At 70.6% G+C, this 24996-nt stretch carries 17 protein-coding genes, 1 tRNA gene and 1 pseudogene; 11 read left to right on the top strand and 8 right to left on the bottom strand.

Translation table 11 applies throughout. The features are described 5' to 3' along the window. Window positions 1–90 precede the first annotated feature (90 nt). Window positions 91–723, bottom strand: a complete 633-nt coding sequence (locus tag AB0M63_RS16545; protein ID WP_355910152.1) for a DUF461 domain-containing protein — start codon at window positions 721–723, stop codon at window positions 91–93. Between the two features lie 611 nt (window positions 724–1334). Between AB0M63_RS16545 and AB0M63_RS16540 the strand changes: the two genes are divergently transcribed. The 7 genes and pseudogenes from AB0M63_RS16540 (at window position 1335) to AB0M63_RS16510 (ending at window position 8259) form a co-directional block, all read left to right on the top strand. Further along, window positions 1335–1817: a CarD family transcriptional regulator gene (locus tag AB0M63_RS16540; protein WP_003953493.1), complete on the top strand. Its 483-nt coding sequence runs from the start codon at window positions 1335–1337 to the stop codon at window positions 1815–1817. Window positions 1818–2102: 285 nt separating this feature from the next. Beyond that, a complete protein-coding gene (ispD, locus tag AB0M63_RS16535) occupies window positions 2103–2855 on the top strand; it encodes a 2-C-methyl-D-erythritol 4-phosphate cytidylyltransferase (protein WP_355910155.1) in 753 nt (250 codons plus the stop codon). Then, on the top strand, window positions 2845–3342 hold the full coding sequence (gene ispF / locus AB0M63_RS16530) for a 2-C-methyl-D-erythritol 2,4-cyclodiphosphate synthase (protein WP_355910158.1): 498 nt from the start codon (window positions 2845–2847) through the stop codon (window positions 3340–3342). The genes ispD and ispF overlap by 11 nt, the downstream gene beginning before the upstream one ends. 88 nt (window positions 3343–3430) lie before the next feature. Next, window positions 3431–4831, top strand: coding sequence for a cysteine--tRNA ligase (gene cysS, locus AB0M63_RS16525; RefSeq protein WP_366019840.1), 1401 nt, complete (start codon window positions 3431–3433; stop codon window positions 4829–4831). A gap of 121 nt (window positions 4832–4952) precedes the next feature. After that, a complete protein-coding gene (rlmB, locus tag AB0M63_RS16520; protein WP_355910164.1) occupies window positions 4953–5897 on the top strand; it encodes a 23S rRNA (guanosine(2251)-2'-O)-methyltransferase RlmB in 945 nt (314 codons plus the stop codon). Between the two features lie 278 nt (window positions 5898–6175). Further along, window positions 6176–6335, top strand: a pseudogene (locus tag AB0M63_RS16515) (23S rRNA (guanosine(2251)-2'-O)-methyltransferase RlmB); the annotation flags it as partial. Window positions 6336–6618: 283 nt separating this feature from the next. Then, complete coding sequence (locus tag AB0M63_RS16510; protein WP_366019839.1) at window positions 6619–8259, top strand: DoxX family membrane protein; 1641 nt, start codon at window positions 6619–6621, stop codon at window positions 8257–8259. A 139-nt stretch (window positions 8260–8398) separates the two neighbouring features. On the opposite strand, the gene AB0M63_RS16505 is transcribed toward AB0M63_RS16510, so the two are convergent. The 3 genes from AB0M63_RS16505 to ugpC form a co-directional block, all read right to left on the bottom strand. Further along, complete coding sequence (locus AB0M63_RS16505; protein ID WP_355910170.1) at window positions 8399–9130, bottom strand: nucleotidyltransferase family protein; 732 nt, start codon at window positions 9128–9130, stop codon at window positions 8399–8401. A 96-nt stretch (window positions 9131–9226) separates the two neighbouring features. Next, a complete protein-coding gene (locus AB0M63_RS16500) occupies window positions 9227–9682 on the bottom strand; it encodes a hypothetical protein (RefSeq protein WP_355910173.1) in 456 nt (151 codons plus the stop codon). A 206-nt stretch (window positions 9683–9888) separates the two neighbouring features. Beyond that, on the bottom strand, window positions 9889–11025 hold the full coding sequence (ugpC, locus tag AB0M63_RS16495; protein ID WP_355910176.1) for a sn-glycerol-3-phosphate ABC transporter ATP-binding protein UgpC: 1137 nt from the start codon (window positions 11023–11025) through the stop codon (window positions 9889–9891). Window positions 11026–11261: 236 nt separating this feature from the next. Here ugpC and AB0M63_RS16490 point away from each other — a divergent pair. Continuing rightward, window positions 11262–11335 (top strand) — tRNA-Thr (locus AB0M63_RS16490). A gap of 17 nt (window positions 11336–11352) precedes the next feature. Here AB0M63_RS16490 and AB0M63_RS16485 read toward each other — a convergent pair. The 4 genes from AB0M63_RS16485 to AB0M63_RS16470 all read right to left on the bottom strand — a co-directional run bounded on the left by AB0M63_RS16485 (window position 11353) and on the right by AB0M63_RS16470 (window position 19918). Further along, the gene (locus AB0M63_RS16485) at window positions 11353–12189 is read right to left on the bottom strand and encodes a leucyl/phenylalanyl-tRNA--protein transferase (RefSeq protein WP_366019838.1); all 837 of its coding nucleotides are present in this window, start codon (window positions 12187–12189) and stop codon (window positions 11353–11355) included. 4 nt (window positions 12190–12193) lie between these two features. Then, on the bottom strand, window positions 12194–15484 hold the full coding sequence (locus AB0M63_RS16480; RefSeq protein ID WP_366019837.1) for an amino acid adenylation domain-containing protein: 3291 nt from the start codon (window positions 15482–15484) through the stop codon (window positions 12194–12196). Between the two features lie 105 nt (window positions 15485–15589). Further along, window positions 15590–18733, bottom strand: a complete 3144-nt coding sequence (locus AB0M63_RS16475; RefSeq protein WP_366019836.1) for an EAL domain-containing protein — start codon at window positions 18731–18733, stop codon at window positions 15590–15592. A gap of 441 nt (window positions 18734–19174) precedes the next feature. Next, window positions 19175–19918 (bottom strand): TetR/AcrR family transcriptional regulator C-terminal domain-containing protein, encoded by a 744-nt coding sequence (locus tag AB0M63_RS16470; RefSeq protein WP_355910188.1) that lies wholly within the window; start codon window positions 19916–19918, stop codon window positions 19175–19177. Window positions 19919–20071: 153 nt separating this feature from the next. Here AB0M63_RS16470 and AB0M63_RS16465 point away from each other — a divergent pair, with 153 nt between their 5' ends. Genes AB0M63_RS16465 through AB0M63_RS16455 form a run of 3 tightly spaced genes read left to right on the top strand, consistent with a single transcriptional unit; the run spans window position 20072 to window position 24971 of the window. After that, window positions 20072–22789 (top strand): DegT/DnrJ/EryC1/StrS family aminotransferase, encoded by a 2718-nt coding sequence (locus AB0M63_RS16465; RefSeq protein ID WP_366019835.1) that lies wholly within the window; start codon window positions 20072–20074, stop codon window positions 22787–22789. Further along, window positions 22789–23808: an LCP family protein gene (locus AB0M63_RS16460; RefSeq protein ID WP_366019834.1), complete on the top strand. Its 1020-nt coding sequence runs from the start codon at window positions 22789–22791 to the stop codon at window positions 23806–23808. Before AB0M63_RS16465 ends, AB0M63_RS16460 begins: the two co-directional genes overlap by 1 nt. Next, the gene (locus tag AB0M63_RS16455) at window positions 23805–24971 is read left to right on the top strand and encodes a hypothetical protein (RefSeq protein WP_366019833.1); all 1167 of its coding nucleotides are present in this window, start codon (window positions 23805–23807) and stop codon (window positions 24969–24971) included. The genes AB0M63_RS16460 and AB0M63_RS16455 overlap by 4 nt, the downstream gene beginning before the upstream one ends. Window positions 24972–24996: the final 25 nt, after the last annotated feature.

Here is a 24996-nt window from a genome sequence, read left to right as displayed (position 1 = left end):
CGATCACCGCATCAGCGGCTCCACGACTGTTCTACGGCGAAGGGCGGGACCTCCGTGTGAGGTCCCGCCCTTCGCCGTACGGCGGCTCGCTCAGCCGGTGGTGCCGGTGGCCGACTCGCTGGCCGTGGCGCTCGCCGAGGCCGAGTCGGTCGGGGTGGCCGAGGGCGAGGTGCTCTTGCCCGGCTTCGGGGAGGTGCTCGCGGTGGCCGAGGGGATCGCGGTCGGGCCCCACTTGGTGAAGTAGTTGTCGGCCGGGACGACGAACGCGCTCAGGCTCACGCCACCGGTCGTGCTGAGGGTGAAGGTGATCTTCTGGACGTTGCCGTCCTTGATGCTGCCGGAGTCGGTCAGGGCCGCCGAGGCGTTGCCCTTGCCGCCCAGGACGAGCGAGCCCCCGGCCGGGACGACCAGCTTGCCCTTGCCCTTGGCGGGGGTGAGCGTGGCGGTGCCGGCGCCGTCGATGCTGACGGAGTCCAGGGTCTGGTTCGTGGTGCCGGTGTTGAACACGGTCGCGGAGATGACCGCGGGACCGTTGGACTCGGCGTCGGGCTGGGTGATGACGAGCGCGTTCTGCACCTTGATGACGCCGACGGAGACGGCCGCGTTGTCCGGCTTGACCTCCAGCGTCTGTGCGTCGTTGCCGGCGCCGCACGCGGCGAGCGAGGCGATCGAGAACGCGATGGCGGCGGCGGCGAGGGCGCCGCGTCGAAGGCTGCTGCTCACGGCGGCGGCTACTCCTTGAACGTGGGCGGAGCAGGGCGACTCCCGAATAAAGCCGCCCTAAGTGTCTGTCAGCGGCCTTAGGTTACCGAGCCGTTCCCGCGCCATCGCACCCGACCCTCCCCAACCTCACCGGCTTCGCTCGTGCAGGGGGGTGTCCGGGTGCCACAAGTGACTCACGGGTCACTTTCGCCCGCCACTCGTCCTGCATTCACATAAGAGGCCCGGGCTTCCGTCAGGGGTTTTTCCGTGAAGAATGCACGGCACCCCGGGAAATTGATCACGGGCCGCTCGTCCGGTGTCGGTGATCAATTTCCGGATTCACCTCGTACCGGGCTCCGGCCACCGAACGGAGTAGCGGAAGTCGAGCACTTGGAACCAGACATTTGTGGACGTTCGCCCACTTGGAGGCGCCTCCGGATGTGTGTAACGTACGCGTTTCACCTCGCCCGGAGAGCCGCTCCGACCTGCGAATACCCTCTTCCGCTCGGCGTCCGCAGCACGTTCCTGTTGCTGTTGTCAAGCCCCGAGATATGCCCTGACCTGCGAAAACGCCATTCAGAACACGCAGTTTCCGTGTTACCCTGGATAGCCACGGAAGGGGTACCTGTCACATGACGTTCAAGGTTGGCGACACCGTGGTCTATCCCCATCACGGGGCCGCGCTGATCGAGGCTATCGAAACTCGCCAGATCAAAGGCGTGGACAAGACCTACTTGGTGCTGAAGGTCGCCCAGGGTGATCTGACGGTGCGTGTGCCAGCGGACAATGCGGAGTTCGTCGGCGTGCGTGATGTGGTCGGTCAGGACGGGCTGGACCGGGTCTTCGAGGTGCTGCGCGCTCCGTACGCCGAGGAGCCCACGAACTGGTCGCGTCGTTACAAGGCAAATCTGGAGAAGCTCGCCTCCGGCGATGTCATCAAGGTCGCGGAAGTCGTCCGTGACCTGTGGCGTCGTGAGCGCGAGCGCGGACTCTCCGCAGGTGAGAAGCGCATGCTCGCCAAGGCTCGCCAGATCCTGGTGAGCGAGCTCGCGCTCGCGGAGAACACGAACGAGGACAAGGCCGAGGCCCTGCTCGACGAGGTTCTCGCGTCCTGACGCAGGCGACTGGTACGCCCTGCTCAGCACTGTGAAATGCCGTGGTGCCCGATGACAGCCCGTCTGTCGCCGGGCGCTTCGGCATGTTCGGGGGATTTCACGACCCCGTCGACGACTTCGTCGAAGACCTCCGTCGAACGCCGGAGAAACGTCCCCCGATAATGGTGTGCCGGGCCCGGGCAGCAGGCTCGACCGGTGTCACGGAAGGGTCCGGTCAAGGCGTCGCGCCCGGCACTCCTCAGGCCATACCCACGTAGGTCGAGCACACAAACCTGACAGGAACCGATGTCTGACGATTCGCGCCCTTCGCAGGCGCAGTCTTCCGCCGCAGCCGTCATTCCGGCCGCCGGCCGGGGCGTACGCCTCGGTCCGGGCGCCCCCAAAGCACTACGCGCGCTGAACGGCACCCCCATGCTCATCCACGCGGTCCGCGCACTGGCCGCGTCCCGCGCGGTCTCCCTGGTCGTGGTCGTGGCCCCGCCCGACGGCGCCGCCGAGGTCAAGGCCCTCCTCGGCGCGCACGCGCTGCCCGAGCGCACCGACTTCCTGGTCGTCCCCGGCGGCGAATCCCGCCAGGAGTCCGTGAAGCTCGGCCTGGACGCGCTGCCCCCCGGCTACGACATCGTCCTGGTCCATGACGCGGCCCGCCCGCTCGTCCCCGTCGACACGGTCGACGCGGTCATCGAGGCCGTACGGGACGGAGCGCCCGCCGTCGTACCGGCGCTGCCCCTCGCCGATACCGTCAAGCAGGTCGAGCCCGCGGAGACCCCGGGCGCGCCGGAGCCGGTCGTCGCCACCCCGGAGCGGGCCCGCCTGCGTGCCGTGCAGACACCGCAGGGCTTCGACCGGGCGACGCTGATCCGCGCGCACGAGACGGTCACGGACAACGTGACCGACGACGCGAGCATGGTCGAGCAGCTCGGCCTGCGGGTCGTGGTCGTCCCCGGCCACGAGGAGGCCTTCAAGGTGACCCGCCCCCTGGACCTGGTCCTCGCGGAGGCGGTCCTGGCCCGCAGGAGGCTGAACGATGGCTTCTGAGCCCGTCATGGTCCTGCCCCAGGTCGGCATCGGCACCGATATCCACGCCTTCGAGGAGGGCCGCGAGCTGTGGTGCGCCGGTCTGAAGTGGGAGGGCGAGGGCCCGGGTCTGGCCGGTCACTCCGACGCGGACGTCGTCGCGCACGCCGCGTGCAACGCGCTGTTCTCGGCCGCCGGACTCGGCGACCTGGGTCAACACTTCGGCACGGGCCGACCCGAGTGGTCCGGCGCGTCCGGCGTGACCCTGCTGACGGAGGCGGCCCGGATCGTCCGCGAGGCCGGCTTCACGATCGGCAACGTCGCCGTACAGGTCGTAGGACCGCGACCGAAGATCGGCAAGCGGCGGGACGAGGCGCAGAAGTTGCTGTCGGAGGCGGTCGGTGCGCCGGTGTCGGTGTCCGGCGCCACGACGGACGGGCTCGGCTTCCCGGGGCGCGACGAGGGGCTGATGGCGGTGGCGACGGCGTTGGTGGTCAGGACCGCCTGAACCACCCCCACGTGCGAATGTCACGAATACGTGCCCCTTGGGCGGGAAGGGTCGCGGGGCACTACCCACCGCCCACTACCCTGGTGTGGTGACCATTCGTCTGTACGACACCAGCGCCCGGCAGATTCGCGACTTCAACCCGCTCACCGCGGGCTGTGTCTCGATCTACCTGTGTGGTGCCACCGTGCAGGCCGCCCCGCACATCGGCCACATCCGCTCGGGCCTCAACTTCGACATCCTGCGCCGCTGGTTCGAGTACCGCGGCTACGACGTCACGTTCATCCGCAACGTCACGGACATCGACGACAAGATCATCGCCAAGTCCCGTGACCAGGGCCGCCCTTGGTGGTCCATCGGGTACGAGAACGAGCGCGCGTTCAACGACGGCTACCAGGCGCTGGGCTGCCTCCCGCCGACGTACGAACCGCGCGCGACCGGTCATGTCCCCGAGATGATCGAAATGATGCGCGGTCTCATCGAGCGCGGTCACGCCTACGAGGCCGACGGCAGCGTCTACTTCGACGTGCGCTCCTACCCGGACTACCTCCAGCTGTCCAACCAGGACATCGACGACCTGCGCCAGCCCTCCGAGGAAGGCATCACCGGCAAACGCGACCCGCGCGACTTCGCGATGTGGAAGGCGACCAAGCCGGGCGAGCCGGACTGGGAGACCCCGTGGGGCCGGGGCCGTCCTGGCTGGCACCTGGAGTGCTCGGCGATGGCGCACAAGTACCTGGGCCCCGCCTTCGACATCCACGGCGGCGGCCTGGACCTGATCTTCCCGCACCACGAGAACGAGATCGCCCAGGCCAAGGCCTACGGCGACGACTTCGCGCAGTACTGGGTGCACAACGCCTGGGTCACCATGAGCGGCGAGAAGATGTCGAAGTCGCTCGGCAACAGTGTGCTGGTGAGCGAGATGGTCAAGCAGTGGCGGCCGATCGTGCTCCGCTACTACCTGGGCACCCCGCACTACCGCTCGATGATCGAGTACAGCGAGGAGGCCCTGCGCGAGGCGGAGTCCGCGTTCGCGCGGATCGAGGGCTTCGTGCAGCGGGTGGTGGAGAAGGCCGGGGGAGCGGTCGAGCCCGCGGCCGAGGTGCCGCCGGCGTTCGCCGAGGCGATGGACGACGACCTGGGCGTACCGCAGGCGCTGGCCATCGTGCACACCACGGTCAGGCAGGGCAACAGCGCGCTGGCCGCCGACGACAAGGAAGCCGCCGTGGCCCGCCTCGCCGAGGTGCGCGCCATGCTCGGCGTTCTCGGCCTCGACCCGCTGGACCCGCAGTGGGCCGGCGAGACCGACCGCGGCGAAGACCTGCACGGCGTCGTCGACACCCTGGTCCGCATGGTCCTCGACCAGCGCGAGGCCGCCCGGGGCCGCAAGGACTGGGGCACCGCGGACGCCATCCGCGACCAGCTCAACCAGTCCGGCCTGTCCATCGAGGACGGCCCGCAAGGCCCGCGCTGGACCCTCGGCCCGCGCTGAGCCCACCCCGGTCACACCCTGGTCAACGAAGATCGACTGTGCCGCCCGGCCCTCCGGGCGGCACACTGCATAGACGTACGTACTTCATCGCACTTCATCGCATCGCACAGACAGGTAGGTCATGGCAGCCAACAACCGCCGCATGTCCGGCAAGAAGGGCGCGCAGGTCGGCAGTGGCGGCCAGCGGCGCAAGGGCCTGGAGGGCAAGGGGCCGACCCCGCCCGCCGAGGCGCGCAAGGGCCACAAGAAGAACCGCGTCGCCAACGCCAAGGCCAAGCAGCTCCAGCGCCGGGCGCCGGTCGCGCGCGGGCGCGGCGGCAAGGGCACGTCCGAGATGGTCGTGGGGCGCAACCCGGTCGTGGAGGCGCTGCGCGAGGGCGTTCCGGCGGTCACGCTCTACGTCCAGCAGTTCATCGACAACGACGAGCGGGTGCGCGAGGCGCTCCAGCTCGTCGCCGAGCGCGGCGGCGTCCACCTCATGGAGGCCCCGCGCCCCGAGCTGGACCGTATGACCAACGGCCTCAACCACCAGGGCCTGGTCCTCCAGGTCCCGCCGTACGAGTACGCGCACGCCGAGGACCTCGCCAACGCGGCCTACGACAAGGGCGAGGACCCGCTGATCGTCGCCCTCGACGGGGTGACCGACCCGCGCAACCTCGGCGCGATCGTCCGCTCCGTCTCCGCGTTCGGCGGCCACGGCGTCCTCGTGCCCGAGCGGCGCGCGGCCGGCATGACCGCCGGCGCCTGGAAGACCTCCGCGGGCACCGCCGCCCGCACCCCGGTCGCCCGCGCCACCAACCTGACGCGCGCCCTGGAGGCGTACAAGAAGGCCGGCATCGCGATCGTCGGCCTCGCCGCCGACGGCGAGTCCGACATCACCGAACTGGCCGCCCTGGAAGGCCCGGTGGTCATCGTCGTAGGCAGCGAGGGCAAGGGCCTGTCCCGACTCGTGGGCGAGACCTGCGACTTCCGGGTACGGATCCCGATGCCAGGCGGCGCGGAGTCGCTCAACGCCGGTGTCGCGGCAGGGGTCGTGCTCTACGAGGCGGCGCGTAAGCGTTCCTGAGCGGGTGTGCGGCGCGGCTGGGCGGGCGTTGGCCGCTGGTCGGCGGCCGGCGTAACGGGGGCGCTTTGCGCGGGTGTTGGGGCCGGGGTGGTGCTCTGCGGGGTGGCTTGCGGGTGGGCCGGCGGGAGTTGCTGCGGCCTCGGCGGGCGTTGGCCGCTGGTCGGAGGTCGGCGTAACGGGGTCGCTTTGCGCGGGCGTTGGGCCGGGATGGTGCTCTGCGGGGTAACTCCTGGGCGGGGCCGGCGGGAGCCGCGTGGCTGGGCAGGCGGAGCCCGCCGGTCGGCGCCGGCGGCGCAGGCGTCGTGAAGCGTGCGAGGGCGGATGGCGAGGTGGCCTGCGGCTACCAGGTACGGATCCCGGTGCCGGGGGAGGGCGGAGTCGCTCAGCGCGGGTGTCGCGGTGGGGATCGTGCTCTACGAGGCGGCTCGTCGGCGGGCTGACGGCCGGAGCCGTGTTCCTCGTGGCGGTTCGGCGTTGGTTCCGACGGCAGTTGGTGCGGGCAGGCGGAGCTTGTCGGTCGGAGGTCGGCGCAGTGGAGGCGCCCGGCGCAGGTGTCGTGGCCGGGGGCGTCCCCTGCGAGGCGCTGCCGACGGGCGCTCCTGAACGGGCGTTCGGCGGGGTCACCCACTCGGGGCAATCTGGGTGTCGAGGGCGAGCTTGACGCTGTCCGGACACATCCGGCAAGTCAAAGCAGTGTCCTAAACACACGTCACTCGGTTAGATGAGTGTGGACACCAGAACACCCCGCACACCCACGGGGGACCGCTCGTCCGGATTCGAGTCCGGGTTGGACGACGCTCCCGCGCTGAGCATGGTGAAGGTGCCGAGCGATCCGGCCCAGGTCATCGTCAATCATGCGAGCTTCCGCGTGCAGCTGGGCGCCTCGACGCGCACCCGAAACCCGCGCCTCGCACGGCACTTGAGCGCCGCTGAGGACACCGCCCGGATGCCCGCGGTCGGTGCCGGCGCCGCGCGCCGACGGCCCGTCGTCTGGAGCGGCAAGTCCGCCCCGGACGACACCGGCGCCCACCGGCTCCTCCAGGCCGTGCGGGGCAGCGGCGTCCGCCACGGCGAGCAGCCGGCCGGCGACGCCGGGGCCACGCAGGTCATCCCGCGCATCGAGGACGGCGGCTACGGCGGCGACCTGACCGCGCAGACCCTCGAAACCCCCATCGTCGGCGCCCAGCGCGGCCACGACCACGACACCGGCGAGAACCGACTCCTGCCCCAGATGCGGACCGTGGGCAGCGCCTACGACGAACCCGCGTACGGGGGAGGGGAGTTCGAGGGCATCGACGCGGACGAGACGGACGCGGAGCGGGACCGGAGCGCCAAGCGGTACGGCAACGACCCTGTCCGGCACGCCTATTACCCCGGTCGCCGGATGAACCTCGGCGTCGTCCTGCTCCCCCTCCGCATCTTCCTCGGCTTCATCTCGATCTACGCCGGCATGGGCAAGCTGTGCGACCCCGTCTACTTCGACGGCGGCAAACGCGGCTCCATGGTCAAGTGGCTCAACACCCTGCACCCCTGGGAAGTCGCCGAGCCACTACGGCAGTTCGCGCTCCAGCACCCCGTCGGCTCCGGCCTCGTCATCGCCTTCGCCCAGGTCATCGTGGGCGTCCTCACGATCCTCGGCCTGTGGCAGCGGGTCGCGGCGGTCGGCGGCGCGCTGCTCTCGGCCGCGCTCATCGTCACCGTGAGCTGGAAGACCGTTCCCGCCTACGACGCCCCCGACATCATCTACCTCGCCGCCTGGTCCCCGCTGATCATCGCCGGCGCCCCCGTCTACTCCGTCGACGGCCGGCTCGCGGGCAGCGCCTGGCGCCGCCTCGGACCCCGTGCCGACATCTGGGAGTTGCGCCGTTACGTGCTGCGCCGCGGCGCCCTCGTCACGGCCGTCTCCATCGGCCTCACCCTGCTCATCGGCTCGCTGCTCGGCGGCGCGGTCCGCGACTCCAGCCGCGTGGTCGTCCCCGGCCCCGGCGAGGCCCCGCGCAACGAACTGCCCGGCGCCCCGCTCCCCGGCGAACCGACCAAGGATCACCGCAGCAGCAGCCCCTCTGCGGTCAACTCCCCTTCTCATCACGCAAGTTCGCCCACCCCGTCGCACGCCGCGACGACCCCGGGCGCGACCCACTCCTCCGGTACGGCCACCAGCGGCACGCCCAGCCAGACACAGGGCACCGCGGGTCGTACGCAGCCCCAGCAGTCCTCTCCGGCCGGCCAGGCCCCCAGTACGACCTCCGGTCCCACGTCGAGCGGCGGTAGCACGGGCGGCACCGGCTCAAGCGGCGGCTCCAGCACCGGGGGTTCGTCCTCCTCCGGCCAGCCGGGCCTGGTGGGCGGCCTGTTGGGGTAGCTGGGCCGGTGGGCGGCTTGTTGAAGCAGTCGCCCACCGGCTGACACCGACACGAAAGAGGGTCCCGCACGAATCCGTGCGGGACCCTCTCGTCGTAGTACTGGAACCGTCGTACTGGACGGGCGTACCAGGCCGGTCTCTAACGCCCCAGCGCGGCAAGCTCCTTGGCGGCTTCCCTGAGGTCCTTCGCGGTGTCGATGGCCCGCCAGTACGCGCCCTGTGGGATCGGGAACCCGGCCAGCCTCAACTCCCGTGCGAGATGCGGGAACGTGGTCCGCTCGTGATCCCCCCGCTCCGGCAGCAGACCGGCGAACTCGGGGGAGAAGACGTAGACACCGGCATTGATCTCGTACGTCGTCGGCGGGGCCTCGATGAAGTCGGTGATGTGCCCGAAGCCGTCCGTCTGCACCGCGCCCCAGGGGATCCGCGGCCGGGCCAGCGCGAGCGTGGCGACGGCGTCGCGCTCGGTGTGGAAGTCCGCCATGTCGCGGAGCGAGAAGCGGGTCCAGATGTCGCCGTTGGTGGCGTACCAGGCGCTGTCCGGGCGGGGCAGACGCGCGGCGGCGTACTTGAGGCCGCCGCCGCGGCCCAGCGGCTCCGTCTCGACGACCGTGGTCACATCGAGAGGCAGATCGGCTGTTTTCAGCCAGTCCTGCAGTACCTCGGCGAGATGGCCGCAACTGACGACCACATCGGTGACACCCTCCTCGGCGAGCCAGCCGAGCTGATGGCCGATGATCGGCGTCCCCGTGCCGGGGATCTCGACCATCGGCTTGGGCCGGTCGTCGGTGTACGGGCGCAGCCGGGACCCCTGGCCACCGGCCAGGATCACGGCTTGGGTGGGGCGCGACGCGGCGTTCGGATCGGTCATGACCCGAACTGTACGTGGCGGCCCCACCGCGACTTTCGGCTGCGACCGTTCCTTAATCAGCCGTTACCGACCTCCTACTCCGGGCACCGGCTCCGGTCAGCTGTGCGCGGCCATGACCCCGGAGGCGAACGCGGTGTCGCACACGGGGCGGGCGTAGGACTGGGCGCGCGCCGCGCCGTAGATACGGACCGCGGCGCGGCCCAGTGCGCGGGCGATGGAGGTGCAGTGCGTGGCGAGTGACGGGTGGCCGTTGACCGCCTCCTGGAGGTGGGTCAGGACGACGCCAGGGTTCTTGTCCTGGAGTTCGGACATGAGCTGGTCGCGCAGGATGTCCTGCGGGGCGCGCGCGGCCGCCCTGGAGGAGGCTCCGGCCGCCGTGACGTCCGTCGCGGTGAGCATCGAACTGGAGGGGCTCCCCGACCAGTTGACCCGGGTGACCGCGAGGGTCCCGGAGAGCACCATCATGACGGGCAGGACGAGGGCGAGGGTGCGGCCGACCCGGCGAGCGGGGCCCCGGCCGCGTCGCGGCTGTTGGTTATTGGAGTGCTTCACGCGTGTGAGGGTAGCGTCCGGTAATGATTTGGCGACATTTAGTCACCAATTCGGGGGATGGCTTGGTGCCCCGAATTGGGTAGGGCGTTGACGAACACTGCTCGAAATGACGGGTCTGCCGGGGTATTTGTCGACATGGCTGAGTGGCTTTTCCCAACGGAAAGGGCCCCGCGGACGACCGCGGGGCCCTTCCTGGGAACGTTTGATCAGTCGGTGAGGCGCTCGCCCGTGGAGGTCGAGAAGACGTGCAGCTCGCCCGGACGCGGCACCACGTGCAGCGTCGAGCCCTTCTCCGGCACCGAGCGGCCGCTGACGCGGACGACCAGGTCCTTGAGGTCGTCGCCGACCTTGGCGCTGCCGTAGACGTAGCCGTCGGCGCCCAGCTCCTCGACGACGTTCACGGAGACCGCGAGACCGGCCGGGGCGTCCTCGGTGTCCTTGGTGAGGGACTTCGCGGCGTCGCCGTTGTGCTCCTCGATGTCGAAGTGCTCGGGGCGCACGCCGACGGTCACCGTGCGGTCACCCTTGTCGGTGGCAGCCTTGAGGGCGTCGCGGTTGACCGGGACGACCGAGTTGCCGAACTTCACACCGCCGTCGGTGATCGGGACCTCGACCAGGTTCATGGCCGGGGAGCCGATGAAGCCGGCGACGAAGAGGTTCGCGGGGCGGTCGTACATGTTGCGGGGGCTGTCGACCTGCTGGAGCAGACCGTCCTTGAGCACGGCCACCCGGTCGCCCATCGTCATGGCCTCGACCTGGTCGTGGGTGACGTAGACGGTGGTGATGCCGAGGCGGCGCTGGAGCGAGGCGATCTGCGTACGGGTCGAGACACGGAGCTTGGCGTCGAGGTTCGACAGCGGCTCGTCCATGAGGAAGACCTGGGGCTCACGCACGATGGCGCGACCCATCGCCACACGCTGGCGCTGACCACCGGAGAGGGCCTTGGGCTTGCGGCCGAGGTACTCGGTGAGGTCGAGGATCTTCGCGGCGTCCTCCACCTTCTGGCGGATCTCGGCCTTGTTGACGCCGGCGATCTTGAGCGCGAAGCCCATGTTGTCGGCGACCGTCATGTGCGGGTACAGCGCGTAGTTCTGGAACACCATGGCGATGTCCCGGTCCTTCGGCGGCAGGTGCGTGACGTCGCGGTCACCGATGCGGATGGCGCCCGCGTTGACGTCCTCGAGCCCCGCGAGCATCCGGAGCGAGGTCGACTTGCCACAGCCGGACGGACCGACGAGGACGAGGAACTCGCCGTCCCCGACCTCGATCTCCAGTCCGTCTACGGCGGGCTTCTCGGTGCCCGGGTAGATCCGGGTCGCCTTGTCGAACGAAACAGTGGCCATGGTGAGGGCCCCCTTCTACCGGCAGGAACGTGCCGGACGATCCGTTGTAGGAAGGTGGTGGTGTAGTCCACACGAGTGAACTGGATACGGACGGTACCTGGCGTTCGCCCGGTCTGTCAGTACCCGAAGGCATGTGAACTTCGCGGAAATTTTCGACAGGGCACGCTGGGGACCTGGGTACACTGCACGGGCACGTGATCGCGCGCGTGATCATCGCGCGTGGTCATTTCGTGCAGGCCTCCTTAGCTCAGATGGCCAGAGCAACGCACTTGTAATGCGTAGGTCGTCGGTTCGAATCCGACAGGGGGCTCCGTGGTGAACCCCAGGTCAGGGCTTTGGCCTGGGGTTTCCTGGCGGGGCGAGGCGGTGCGCGGGCAGGGCGGCGGTGGGCATCGGGAAGGTGTCGTGCGCGGTGCGGCGGAGGTGCCGTAGGTACTGCTCCCGCGGTAGGAGGATGCCGCCCAGGGCGCGGACGTGCGGGCTGTCCCGCTGTGCGTCGAGCAAGACGCCGCCGGCCTGTGCGAAGCGGGCCGCGAGGTCGGTCACCGCGACTTTCGAGGCACCGGGACGGTGGAAGAACATCGAGTCCATGCTGAAGACCGAACCGACCCGGAGGCCGAAGACGCCGCCGATCAGCTCGCCGTCCTCCCACACCTCGACGCTGTGGGCGTGGCCCAGTTCGTGCAGGCGGACCAGGCTTGCGATCAGCTCTTCGGTGAGCCATCGGGGGGTGCGGCCGACGCGGCATTCGCGGACGACCCGCTCGAACCGGCGGTCCAGGCTGGTCGACCAGGGCAGCCGGTTGCGCAGCCGCCGGGCCAGGCTCCGGCCTAGGTGCGCGGCCGAGACGGGCAGCACCGGCCTGGGGTCGGGCGACCACCAGGAGACGGCGTAGGGGTCGGCCGGGTCCTCCTCCGGGTCCTCCTCTGAGTCCTGTCCCGCGTCCCTTCCCGCGTCCTTCTCCACGAGCCGGATGCGGCCGTCCCGGACCTGGTCGGCGAAGACCACCTCGTTGAGGGCGCGGGTGTACTCGTCGGATGCCGGGAACGGATAGACGCCGGCGCGGTACGCCGCCAGGAGACCGGCGGGGCTGAGGTCGGCGCAGAAGGCCACCGGACCGTCGGGCGCCGCGTCCTGCACGTCCAGCTCCTCCCAGCCGGGCATCGGCTCACCACCGTGCCGTTCGGGCCGCTCCGTGCTCTCCGCTCTCCACCGGCCGGTCATAGTCCGCCTTTTGGAGGAAGTCGATGTGGCGGTCCATCACTTCCGCGTCGATCGGCGGTACGTCGATGCCGGCCTCGCTCAGTGCTCGTTCCGCGTTGGCGCGCGCGAACTCCGGGAAGACGCCCTGGAAGTACATCTCGCTCACGGTGATGTCGGCGCGGGAGCACCGGTCGACGAAGAGCGGGACGAACGGGGTGATCGGGTCGGTGGGGTGCCCGGCCGCGTACTTCACCAGATCGGCGATCCACTCGGCGTACGGGATCTGCCGGACCGGGTGACCCCGTTGGCGCAGGCGCTCGGCGAGCGACTCCAGCAGCGCGGGACGGGGGTTGGTGAGGTGGTAGGCCTCGCCGCGAGCGGGATGGCGGGTGGAGATGTGCCCGATGGCGCGGGCGAGGTGGTCGGCCGGCAGGAAGTCCAGCGACAGCCGGACTTCGGGGCACAGCCCGGTCCGCGCGATGAAGTCGATGAGGGCGGCCATCTCGCTGCTGGTGTTCATCACGCCGGTTCCGCTGCCGCCCGTGATGTCCATCAGGCGGTAGACGGTGACCGGCAGGCCCGCGTCGGACGCCTTCTTCAGCAGCGCCTCGGCGACCCATTTGGTCTCCACGTATCCCACCGACAGATAGTCGGGGAAGCGCGGCGGCGTGCTCTCCGTCACCTCGTGCACGCCGGCCGGCCCGAATCCGGCGAACACCGCCATGCTGGAGGTGAAGTGGACGGGGACGGCCCTGCGGGCGGCGAGGCGGATGATCTCGTACGTTCCGTCGACGTTGGCCGCGCGCAACTCGTGGTACGGGTAGATGAAGTTGACCTGTCCGCCGAAGTGGTAGACGGCGTCGACGGTCGATCCCAACTCGTCGAACCGGCCCGATGACAGCCCCAGTCCTGGTTTGCCCAGGTCGCCGACGACCGGCTTGACGCGCGCGCTCGACAGATCGCTGCCGACGTACCGCCGGTGGCTCCCGCGGATCCTCTCCATGGCGTGCCGCTCGTCGTCGGCCCGGACCAGGCAGAGGATCCGTCCCGTCGTCCTGCGCAGCAGCTCGTCGATCATGTACGCGCCGCAGAACCCGGTCGCCCCGGTGAGGAGGACGTCGCCGGGGTTGCCGGGGAGCGGAGCCGGCGCTTCACGGCCCACCGCCGGGACGCGCCGGTCGGTCTCGGCGGCGAAGTCGACGTTCCCGCCGTCCGGGTGGGCCAGGGTGCCGGCCCGTGCCCGGCGCACGGACTCGGCGAACGCGGTGAGCGTCGGATGCCGCAGCAGTGAACGGGTCAGGTCGCGGATCTGGCCGACGCCGATGCCGAAGACGACGCGGGTCCGGGCGAGCATCTCCATGGCCAGCAGCGAGTTGCCGCCCAGCTCGAAGAAGTCGTCGTGCGGACGGACGTACTCCACACCCAGGATCTGGCCCCACAACTGGGCCATCCCCTGCGGCACCGGACGGTCGTCGGCGGCGGTCGCCGAGGCCCTGGTCCCGGTTTCCGGCACGGCCCTGCGGTCGAGCTTTCCGGCGGGCGTGACGGGCAGCCGCTCCACCGCGTGGAAGGCCGCCGGGATCATGTAGCCCGGCAGGACCTCGGCGAGCGCCGACCGCAGCCGGGCGCGCAGCGCCGCCGCGCCGCCGGTCGGTGGCGCGGTCGGCGTGTAGTACGCGACGAGGTCCCGGTCGCCGTTGTCGCGGGCCCGGGCCACCACCATCGCCTGGCCGATCTCCGGGTGGGAGACGAGCACGGCCTCGATCTCGGCCGGGTCGACCCGGAATCCGCGGATCTTCATCTGGTCGTCGACCCGGCCCAGGATCTCCAGGTTGCCGTCCGAGCGCCGGCGGCCCAGATCCCCGGTGCGGTACATCCGGTCCCGCGGCGCGGAGCCGTACGGGTCGGGCAGGAATTGCCGTGCGGTCAGGGCGGGTTGCCGCCAGATACCGCGCGCGACACCCGGGCCGCCGAGGTAGATCTCGCCGCGCTCGCCCGGCGGCACCGGGCGCAGTTCCGCGTCGAGGACGTGGACCCGGGTTCCCTCCACGGGTGTGCCGACCGGGGCGACTGCGGTGTCCGGCGCGGCGAGCACCTCCTCGTTCAGGTCGCAGAGCGTGGAGGTGATGGTGGTCTCGGTGAGTCCGTAGGCGTTGACGAGCCGAGCGCCGGGGATCCGGCGCCGAAGGGCGCGGCAGTCCTTGGCGGTGACGATCTCGCCGCCGACGATGACGAGCCTCAGCGACGCGAGGATCTCGCCGCGGTCCGCGACGGAGACGATCCGCTGCCAGTAGGCGGGGGTCAGGTCGGCGACGGTGATCCCGTGCTCGGGGAGGCGGCGCAGCAGGTCGGTGGGTGCCCACGTCCTTGCGCCCGCGAGGACGAGCGTCGCGCCGCTGATCAGCGTGGCGAAGATCTGCTCCAGTGAGGTGTCGAAGCCGAGCGCCGCGGCGTGCAGCACCCGGTCGCCGGGCGTCAGTTCGTAGGCCCGGGCCACCGCGGTGAGCGAGTGGGACAGCGACCGGTGGGTGATCATCACGCCCTTGGGCGGTCCGGTGGATCCGGAGGTGTAGATCACATAGGCGAGGTCGTCCGGCCGGGGGCCGCCTGCCTCCGGCGGTTCGGCCGGCGCCCGCGTGGCCGGTTCCCCGGCGATCCCGGCGTAGACGACGCGTGCCTCGCACCCGGCGAACATCGGGGCGCGCTCGGGGCTGGAGACGATGAGGCGTGAACCGGTCTCCTCGACCAGCGCGACCATCCGTTGCCGTGGAGTCGCCGGGTCGAGGGGCAGGAACGCGGCGCCGGAGCTCAGCACCGCCAGCAGCGTGACGATCAACTCGGGCACCCGGTCGAGGCACACGGCGACCACGGACTCCGCGCCGGCACCGGACTCCCGCAGCTCGTGGGCGAGCCGGTCGGCGCGGCCGGTCAGCTCGGCATAGCTGAGCCGGCCCTCGTCCGAGAGCACCGCGGGCGCGGACGGCTCGCGCCGCGCCCGCTCCCGGACGAGCTCGGGCACGGTACGCGGCCCGGATCCCCGGGGCCGCCGCTCGCCGCGGGCGCTCGCGGGCCGCATGTCGGTCCACAGGCGGTCGACCAGGCTCCCGCACGACGTGGCGTCCGCCGGTCCGCCGATCCGCCGCCACCCGGCCGGAATCCGGCGACCGGCGGGCCAGATCGCGTACTGCTCCTCGTCGTTGCGCAGTACGACGCACAACGCGGCCGGCTCTGCCGGAGGGTGATCACGTTCCGTCACCTTGGGCCTCCTGCCTGGTGCGGCGTTCTGCGGAGCACGGCCTGCGCCCTTCGTGGGAGCGGGCCGCCGCCATGACCGCTTCCCCTCCGCGGGCGCCGCGGGCGATCAGGCCGGGCGGCCGAGCGGCGGCGCGAGGACCAGCTGCCCCGCCTCCTCCGCACTGACCGGTTCGGCGAACAGGTACCCCTGGCCGAGCGGGCAGCCCATGGAGATCAGCACCTCCTGCTGTCTCATGTCCTCCACTCCTTCGGCGATCACCGTGAGGCCGAGTGTGTCCGCGAGATGCGTGATCCCCTCGACCAGGGCGTACTGCTCGGACGAGCGCCCGAGTTCGTCGACGAACGACTTGTCGATCTTGAGTATCGAGATGGGGAATTCACGCAGATAGCTCAGGGACGAGTAGCCCGTTCCGAAATCGTCGATCGCGATACGGATCCCCAGGTCGGTGAGCGACCTCATCTCCCGGAGGATACGTTCGTCGTTGTACATCAACACACTCTCGGTCAGTTCCAGTACGAGAGACGACGGTTCGACGCCGGACAGATCCAGGGCGCGCCGGACCACGTTGTAGAACTCCTCGTCCCGGAACTGACGCGATGACACATTCACGCTGACATACGGTGCGTTGCGGTCGGGCACCCCGTAACGGCACAGGGAGTCCTCCCACTTGACGGCCTCGGCCGCGGCCCGATTGAGCACCCAGGCGCCGAGCGGGACGATCTGCCCGCTCTCCTCGGCCAGCGTGATGAACTGCTCGGGCATCACCATGCCGCGCGTGGAGTGGGGCCAGCGCACGAGCGCCTCGAAGCCGGAGATCCGCCCGCTGGTGAGCTCCACGATGGGCTGGTAGAGCACCAGGAACGACGTCTCGATCGGCGAACTGTCCAGTCCCTCCTGCAACTTGGCACGCTCGGCCATGCCGCTCTGCAGTTCCGGGCGGTAGCGGCGCCACTGGCGCTTGCCCGCCGTCTTCGCCGCGTACAGCGCCAGGTCGGCGTGTGTGAGCAGTTCGACCGAGTCGACGCTGTCGTCCGTCGTCGCGAAGCCGACGCTGGCGTACACGCTCATGGGTCCCACACTGAGCCGGAACGGTTCGGCGAACACGCTCATCACGTGTTCGGTGAACCGCTCCACGCTCTCGGTCGCGGCGGAGCCCTCCACCAGCAGCGCGAACTCGTCGCCGCCGAGGCGCGCGGCGGTGTCGGAGGCACGGACGGTGGTCTGCAGACGAAGGGACAGCGCGACCAGGAGTTCGTCGCCCACACCGTGGCCGTGTATGTCGTTGACCACCTTGAAGTCGTCCACGTCGACGAAGAGCACGCCGACCACCGTGCCCTCGCGCTGAACCTGCACCAGGGCGTGGTTGACCCGTTCCTGGAAGAGCACGCGGTTGGCCAGGCCGGTGAGCGAGTCGTGAAAAGCCTGATGGGTGAGCTCGCGTTCCAGCTTGCGCTGTTCGGTCACGTCCCGCAGGGTGAGCACCACCCCGCCGACGGTGGCCTCCTCCCGCAGGTCGCTCCACCTCACCTCGACCTCGATCGACGTCTGATCGACGCGCACCATGCGCCAGTGCTCACGCCTGGTCTGGTACTCGTGGCTCCGAATCCGGCCGAGCGTCTCGATCACCGCCTGGGTGTCCTGCGGTGGCACCAGATCGATGAGCCGGGTGCCCTCCAGGCTCGGGACGCCCAGCATCTGGCCGGCGGAGGGGCTGGCGTAACGGACCCAGTCGTCCTCGTCGAGGATCAGGATGACGTCGGAGGCGTTCTGCACCAGCGTGCGGAAGTACGCCTCGCTGTTGCGCCGGTTGACCTCCTCGGCGAGGGTGACCCGCGCCACGGCAAGTGCCGTCTGCGCGGCGAGCGTCTCCATCGCGTCGCGGAGCACGAGCAGGGCGTGCTCGTCGCCGGCCACGATCAGCGCCCCGATCAGCGGATCGCCCGAGGGGTGAACCTGCGAGGTGAGCGGGCAGACCAGCGCGTGGCCGGCTCGGGTCGGCTCCTCTTCCCGGCCTGTGAGCCGGGCGGCGAGATCGGGCCCCACGTCGTCGAGCGCCGTCAGGTGGTTCTCGCCGGACGCGGCCAGTTCCCGTACCGCTGCCGTCCCCTGCGCGGGCACGGGCCCTCGTACGTCGCCGTACGCCCCGTTCACCCAGAGCGCGTTGTCCGGCAGGGTGAGCAGAGCGGAACGCAACGGGCCGTGCGACGTCAGCTCCATCACCGCGGAGTGGACGGCGGCGGCCACATCCCGCGGATCGCCGGCTCCGCCCAGTGACGACACCGCGTTGCGCAACGCCTTCTCCCGGCCGACGGCCTGCCGGTGGGTCGCCACCACGCCTGCCAGCCGGTAGAGCACGAGGAGGAAGAGCACCGTGGAGAACACCCCGATGACGCCGATGTCGGAGCTTTCGCCGCGCACCGCTTCCGTCAGGAGGATGCCCGGCGCGATCAGCGACGCCAGGACGAGCAGGCTCAGCCGGCCGGTACCGGTCTCGGCCCGCCATGCCACCGGGCGGGTCAGCGACCGCATGGACGGATCGAGCGCGGCGACCGCCCAGGCGCCGTACAGGACGACCCAGCCGAGCTCGACCGCGGTACCCGTACGCCACGTCCCGTTCAGCTGGATCAGGCCGTACAGCACGTCGGCGGTGAGCAGGCCGAGGGTGCCGACGGTGAGCAGCAGGAGCGAGCGGCTCCTGCCGCCGCGGCCGGCGAGCAGGCGCAGCAGCATCGCCAGGACGAGGATGTCGCCGAGCGGATAGGCGATGGCGAACGCCTTCTGCACCCAGGTGAGACCCGGGACGTGGGAGTTCGGCTCGATGAGGAAGAGCCACGACAGCAGTGCCAGGCCGACTGTCAGCGTCAGCGCGTCGACGAGGCTCGCGCGGTCGCGCCAGCTGGTGCGCCAGCGGACGAAGCCCAGCAGCCCGGCCGCGTAGAGCGGATACGCGGCGAGATAGAAGCCATCGGCGATCGACGGGAAAGGGACCTGTTCACGAGACTGGATGAGGATGATCTGGGTGGCCTCGCCCGCGGCGAAGGCGAGGTTTCCCGCGGCGAGCAACAGCCAGGGGGATCGATGCGCCGGGCGGTTGAGAATGACACCCAGGACAATACCGATGACTCCCGTTGCCCCGATGGCGACGAATATCAACCGCTGTTCCGGAAAGGCGTAGTAGAACGCGGTCAGTACGACGATGCATACGCTGACGGCCGCCATCACGCCCTGGCTGCGCAGTCGCGCGTTCACCCCAATTCACCTCCTGGGGGCCACTCATCGGGCGAACGGCACCGGAGAACAACGGAGAGGCTCGTGGCATCGGGCTGGTGTTGAGGAGAATTCTCCGCAGCTGTGCGGGCTCCTTCTCGCCGAGACATCGACGTTTCCGGCATCCATTTTACTCAGCTGGTCATTTCCCGCACGCGCAGGAAGAGATATCGCCTCGCGTCGCGGGATGCCGCGCCATCCGTGAAAACGGGGACTCCTGACGGAGCGTGGAGTCCCATGCTCCGTCGCGGCCCGGCGGGTTCCGCCGGGCGGAGAACCACCGGGAGTCGTCTCAACTGCCGTACACCGCCCACTCGCTGGAGTCGGTGCTCGACGAGGTGATCTACGACGTCGGCCCGATCCCGGCGAGCACGCTGTCGACCAGGTTCTTCGCCGAGGCAGGACCGCCGGCGGCCGGGCCCTTCACTCCGCTTGAGCGCGGGCGAAACGGTCGAGCAGTGCGTCCAGGCCGGCGGCCAGGCCCTCCGGCCCGCCCCGTTCGGCCAGGGCGGGGGCGGTCGCCCGGAGCGTCGGCAGCTCCTGGGGCGGCATGCGGTGCAGTCCGAGGCGGAAGGCGGGATCGGGCTCCTCCGGGTTGTCCACCATGGGCCGCAGCTCCGCGGACACATAGCCGAGGAGCCATGCGGTGAAGGCACGGAACACGGCGGAGGCGCGGACGTCGTCCAGACCGGCCTGACGGAGCAGGGTGAGCACCCTCTCGTGGTCCTTCAGGACGGCGAGCGGACGCTGGGCGAGCGGGACCGCCAGCATGCGCGTGGTGAGCAGCGGGACCGCCTGGGGGTGGGCGAGACAGACGTCGTAGGTCGCCCGGGCGATGCGCTGGAGCCCGTCGCGCCAGTCTGCGGCGGTGGGCTCGGTGGCCAGTCGTTCCTCCAGCTTGAGGTACAGGGCCTCCACCAGGCCGTCCAGCAGGGCGTCCTTGCCCTCCGCGTACCGGTAGAGCGCCATCGCCTCCACGCCCAGCTCGGTGCCGAGCCGGCGCATGCTCAGCGCCGACAGGCCCTCCCGGTCGACCAGGTCCAGCGCGCTGGCCAGCACCCGCTCCCGGCTCAGCCGGCCGTAACGGCCGCGGTCGCTGGCGCGGCGCGCCGGGTCGGCCGGCGGACCCGCGTCCTTCTTGCGCGTCTCGCTCCGCTCCTTGGCCATGCCTCGCCTCCACACGCTCGGACCCGTGCCGTTCCCCGCCTGTGTTGACTCTATGCGCTCGAGAGCGCAATGTGTACGTATACGACGTAAATATACGCAATTGCATCGGAGGGTGCCGTCGTTCCCCGGGGAGCGGCGAGTGGGGAGCGCGAGATGAAGGTTCACGGTCTGCACCCTCGGCGGGAGCCGGACGACGGCGCCCGCCCCGCGGAGCACCCGGCGCAGCAGGACGTGCCGTTCGCCTCGACCTGGATCAGTCCGAGTGCCCGGCGGGCGGCGGAGCGGGTGCTCGCCTCCGGCTGGGTCACCACCGGCCCCGAGACCGAGCTGTTCGAGAACGAGTTCGCGGCCTACGTCTCGGCCGCGCACGCGGTCGCGGTGAGTTCGTGCACCGCGGCGCTCGAACTGGCGCTGCGAGCCCTGCGGCTGCCGGCCGGCGGGACCGTCCTGGTCCCGGCCGTCACCTTCTGCGGCGTGGCCCAGGCCGTCCTGCACGCCGGGCTGCGGCCGGTCCTGGTCGACGTCGATCCGCGTACCGCGATGCCCACCCCGGCCGCCGTCGCACGGGCGGTCCGGGTGTGCGGCTGCCCCCAGGCGATGGTGGTCCTGCACTACGCGGGCGCCCCGGCACCGGTCGCCGAACTGGCGCGGGCGGCGCGGCTGCCCCTGACGCACGTCGTCGAGGACGCCGCGCACGCCCTGGGCACGTCGGTGGGCGACCGGCCGGTGGGCAGCGTGTCGCGAGCGACCTGCTTCAGCTTCTACGCCACCAAGAACCTGCCCATCGGCGAGGGCGGCATGGTGACCACGGACGACCCCGAATTCGCCGAGCGGATCCGTCGCACCCGGCTGCACGGGATGTCCGCCGACGCCTGGCGGCGCGACCTGCCGGGCGGCTCCTGGCGGTACACCGTCGAGGAGGCGGGCCTGAAGGCCAATATGACGGATGTGCAGGCCGCCATCGGGCGGGCCCAGCTCCGGCACCTCGACAACTGGCAGCGGCGGCGCGAAGCCCTGGCCGCGCGGTACACGACGGCGCTGGCGGCTGTCCGCGGACTCGAACCGCTGGAGGCCGCCACGCCCGGGCGGCATGCCCGCCACCTCTACGTGGTGCGTGTGCTGGAGGAGTACGGGACGGGCCGTGACGAACTCGTCGAGCGGCTCTCCGAGCACGGCATCCACACCTCCGTCCATTTCATCCCCCTGCACCACATGCCGTACTTCCAGGGCACGGCGATCATCCCGCCCGGTGACCTGCCGGGCGCCGACGCGCTGTACCCGCAGCTCCTGTCGCTGCCCCTGTACCCCGGTCTCACCGAGCGGGCCGTCGACCGGGTCTGCGCGGAGCTGGCCCGGCTCGCCGCCCCCTCGGCCACGGTCCGACCGCGGGAGAGGCGACCGCTCCACGGCCTGCGCACTCTGGTGGTCGGTGCCGGTGAGGCCGGACAGGCGCTCGCCCGGGATCTGGCCCGCACCCCCGAGTTCGGGCTCGACCCCGTCTGCTTCCTCGACGACGACCCCGCCAAACGGGCCGATGCCACCGGGGACCTGCCCGTACTGGGCGGCCTGGACGAGACCCGGGCCGCCGTGTCGGCGTACCGGATCGAGGTGGTGGTCGTGGCCATCCCCGGTCTCGCCCCGGACCGCTTCCACCAGGTGGCGCGGGACGCCGAGGCCGAGGGGGCGAACGTGCGGTACCTGCCGTCGTTCATCGCGGCCCTGCGCCGCGACGTGGTGGGCAGCGACATGCGGTCGCTGGACGTACGCGAACTGATCGGCCGCGCCGAGGTGCACGTGGTGAGTCCCGAGGCACGCTCGACGATCGTCGGGCGGCGGGTCCTGGTGACCGGCGCCGGCGGTTCGATCGGCAGCGAACTCTGCCACCAGGTACGGGCCTTCGGCCCGAGCCGGCTGTTCCTGCTCGACCACGACGAGTCGAACCTGCATCGGCTGCAACTGGAGCTCTACGGCGACGCCCTGCGCGGCGACGACATCGTGATCTCGGACATCCGGGACCGAGCCCGTATCGACCAGATCTTCCGCGAACTGCGCCCGGAGGTGGTCTTCCACGCGGCCGCCCACAAGCATCTGCCGCTGCTCGAACTGCATCCATGCGAAGGCGTGAAATCGAACGTGCGGGGAACGGAGAACCTCGTCCGCGCCGCCGCGGCGGTGGGCACCGCGCGCTTCGTACTGATCTCCACGGACAAGGCGGCCGACCCGGTGTCGGTGCTCGGCGCGACGAAGCGTCTGTCCGAGCTCATCGTGCAGCACGGTCAGCGCGAGGTCCCGCCCGGAACCGTCTTCTCGGCCGTCCGCTTCGGCAATGTCCTGGGCAGCCGCGGTTCCCTGCTGTCGGTGGTGGCGGAGCAACTGGGCAGGGGAACCCCGGTGACCGTCACCCACCCGGACGTGACCAGGTTCTTCATGACCGTCGAGGAGGCGGTCGGCCTGGTCCTGGAGGCGGCGCGCATGGCCCGGGGCGGCGAGGTGTTCGTGCTGGACATGAGCAGCCCCGTGCGGATCGTGGACATCGTCCGCAAGTTCGCCCGCTCCGTGCACGTGCCGGACGTCGACATCCGCTTCACCGGGCTGCGGCCGGGCGAGAAGCTCAACGAGACGCTGTTCTCCTCCCGCGAGCGGCAGACGCGCACCGCCCACCCGCGGATCCTCGCGGCGAGGCCCGTCAACGGCGACGGGCCCCCGGCCGCGCTGCCGGAGCGGCTCCATGCCCTGTACGCGGCGGCGGACCGCAACGACCCCGGCGAGGTGCGGCGGGTGCTGGCCGGTCTCCTCCCGGGCTTCCCCGTGTCGGCGCCGGCACACCGGCCGCACGACGGCATGGCCGATCCGTATCCGGACGGCTTCTGATGTCCGGGCACCGTCAGCCGCCCCAGTGGGCGCCGAGGCACGCTCTCGGCGGGACCGCCCGGCCACGCCGTCGGCTTCTGCGGGCGGTGCTGGTCCTCGCCCTCCTCGCCGTGCCGGTCCTCCTGGGGCTAGGCGCCGGCGGAGTCTGGTGGGCGACGAACCACTACGGCGACCGGGTGACCCGCATTCCCCACGCCTTCCCGGCCGGCCCACGGCCCAGGGCCACCGACGGAACCACCTTCCTCCTGGCCGGCGTCGACAGCCGCTCCCGCGAACCGACCACCGGACGGGACGCCACGGCGCGGTTGTGGACGTACGGGGCACAGCGCAGCGACACGCTGATGCTCGTGCGTCTGGGCCCGGGTGAACGCACGGCCGCCACGCTGTCCATCCCCCGGGACAGCTGGGTGCCCATCCCCGGGCACGGCTCCGCCAAGGTCAATGCCGCGTTCTCCTGGGGCGGGCCGCCCCTGCTCATCAAGACGGTGGAACAGCTCACCGGAGTCAGGGTCGACCACTTCGGCGTCGTCGACTGGCACGGGTTCAGGTCCCTCACCGATGCCGTCGGCGGCGTACCGGTCACCGTCGCGAGGGACAGCTACGACCCCGAGCAGCACCGGCACTTCATGGCCGGCACCCACACCATGAACGGTAAGGAGGCGTTGGCGTACGTCCGTCAGCGCCACGGACTGCCCGGCGGCGAACTGGACCGGATCAAACACCAACAGCAGTTCCTGCGCGGCCTGGTGGGTCGGGTGCGTGGCGGGGTCGGCATCACCGATCCGTTCGGCACCACCCGGACCCTCGACGCGATCACCCGCACCGTGAGCGTGGACGACCGGATGTCCAACGGCGATCTGCGCGACCTCGCACTCGGCCTGCGCCATCTGGACGCCGCTCACACCTCGTTCAGCACCGCGCCGATCGTCCACTCGCAGATGATCCGCGGGCAGTACGCACTGATCCTGGACAAGGCGGAACTGCGGGCACAGTGCCGTGCGATGGAGGAGCAACCATGAAACGCATCCTCGTCATCTGCCAGCAGGACGCCTTCGCCAACGGCGTGAAACCCGATGCGATCCAGCGGTTCCTCCGCGCCCGCGGCCACGAGGTGAGCCTCTTCGACACCTACCACCTCAGCCGGTGGAACGGCGGACCATTGCGCGGAAAGCTTCCCGCTCCCGGTCCGGGGCGGCTCGCGCTGTACGCGACGGAGGCGGCCTCCGCGCTGGTCGTCCGCCGCTGGGGCATCGGGCGTCGCCACCTCTCGTACTACTTGCTGGTCGCCGATCACCACCTTCGGCGACACATTCTGAAGAGGTCGATCCGGCTGGAGGACTTCGATCTCGTGATCTGCGAGACGGTGTACGACGCGGGGGTCCTGCGCCACGCCGGCCGCACCCCCACGCTGTACGACGCCCCCGCTCCCTGGGCGGACGAGGTGTACTTCGACGGCAGGCTCACCGAGCGGCAGCACGCGAAACTCCGGCGGCTGGAGACCCGGGTGCTGGAGGGCACGGATCACCTGGCCTTCCACTGGGAGTCGTACGCCCGGTACGCCCTGGAGCAGTACGGGATCAGCGGGCGGAATCTGATGCCCCTGAACTTCGGCTGCACTCCCTCCGCCCGGCGCGCCTCCTTCAGCGATCCACCGCGCGTCGTCTACCTCGGCAATGTGAGCGCGGGCTTCAACGATCCCGACCTGCTGACGCGTCTGTGCAGGCTCTACCCCCACATCGATGTCTTCGGCGGACCTCCCCCCGACCCGCGACTGGGGCTGCGATACCGCGGTTACACGCCGTCGCTCGACGTGCTGGCCCAGTACCAGCTGGGGCTGGTCACCTGCAGCAAGGACCAGTTGAGACGCGACGGCTTCTCCTCGAAACACCTCCACTACTTCTCCTACGGGCTTCCGGTACTCGTTCCCGCCTGGCGGCGTCACCTGGATCTGCTGCGGGGTTCGCTGCCCTATACCGAGGAGACGTTCCGCTCGGTGGTGGACGACATGCGGGACGAGAACCGGTGGCGTGCCCTCAGCGACCAGGCCTACGCACAGGCGGAACGCCTGAGTTGGGACGAGACCCTCGCTCCGCTGCGGGGTCTGTTGGCCGACGGTCCGACCGGCACGCCCTCTCGGCGAAGGATTCCTCGAAATGGACCTGAGAGCTCGCCGATTCGGTGAGCGGAACCGAGGGACGGACCGTCCG

Source organism: Streptomyces sp. NPDC051576, from assembly GCF_040681835.1.
In the GTDB taxonomy this organism is placed as follows: domain Bacteria; phylum Actinomycetota; class Actinomycetes; order Streptomycetales; family Streptomycetaceae; genus Streptomyces.
Note: the sequence above shows the minus strand (reverse complement) of the source record. Positions and strands in the feature narration are given on the sequence as shown.

Coding starts and splice junctions, on each gene's coding strand:
- AB0M63_RS16540 (WP_003953493.1), top strand. CDS start 1,335: ATGACGTTCAAGGTTGGCGACACCGTGGTCTATCCCCATCACGGGGCC.
- ispD (WP_355910155.1), top strand. CDS start 2,103: ATGTCTGACGATTCGCGCCCTTCGCAGGCGCAGTCTTCCGCCGCAGCC.
- ispF (WP_355910158.1), top strand. CDS start 2,845: ATGGCTTCTGAGCCCGTCATGGTCCTGCCCCAGGTCGGCATCGGCACC.
- rlmB (WP_355910164.1), top strand. CDS start 4,953: ATGGCAGCCAACAACCGCCGCATGTCCGGCAAGAAGGGCGCGCAGGTC.
- AB0M63_RS16510 (WP_366019839.1), top strand. CDS start 6,619: ATGAGTGTGGACACCAGAACACCCCGCACACCCACGGGGGACCGCTCG.
- AB0M63_RS16505 (WP_355910170.1), bottom strand. CDS start 9,130: ATGACCGATCCGAACGCCGCGTCGCGCCCCACCCAAGCCGTGATCCTG.
- ugpC (WP_355910176.1), bottom strand. CDS start 11,025: ATGGCCACTGTTTCGTTCGACAAGGCGACCCGGATCTACCCGGGCACC.
- AB0M63_RS16485 (WP_366019838.1), bottom strand. CDS start 12,189: ATGCCCGGCTGGGAGGAGCTGGACGTGCAGGACGCGGCGCCCGACGGT.
- AB0M63_RS16470 (WP_355910188.1), bottom strand. CDS start 19,918: ATGGCCAAGGAGCGGAGCGAGACGCGCAAGAAGGACGCGGGTCCGCCG.
- AB0M63_RS16465 (WP_366019835.1), top strand. CDS start 20,072: ATGAAGGTTCACGGTCTGCACCCTCGGCGGGAGCCGGACGACGGCGCC.
- AB0M63_RS16460 (WP_366019834.1), top strand. CDS start 22,789: ATGTCCGGGCACCGTCAGCCGCCCCAGTGGGCGCCGAGGCACGCTCTC.
- AB0M63_RS16455 (WP_366019833.1), top strand. CDS start 23,805: ATGAAACGCATCCTCGTCATCTGCCAGCAGGACGCCTTCGCCAACGGC.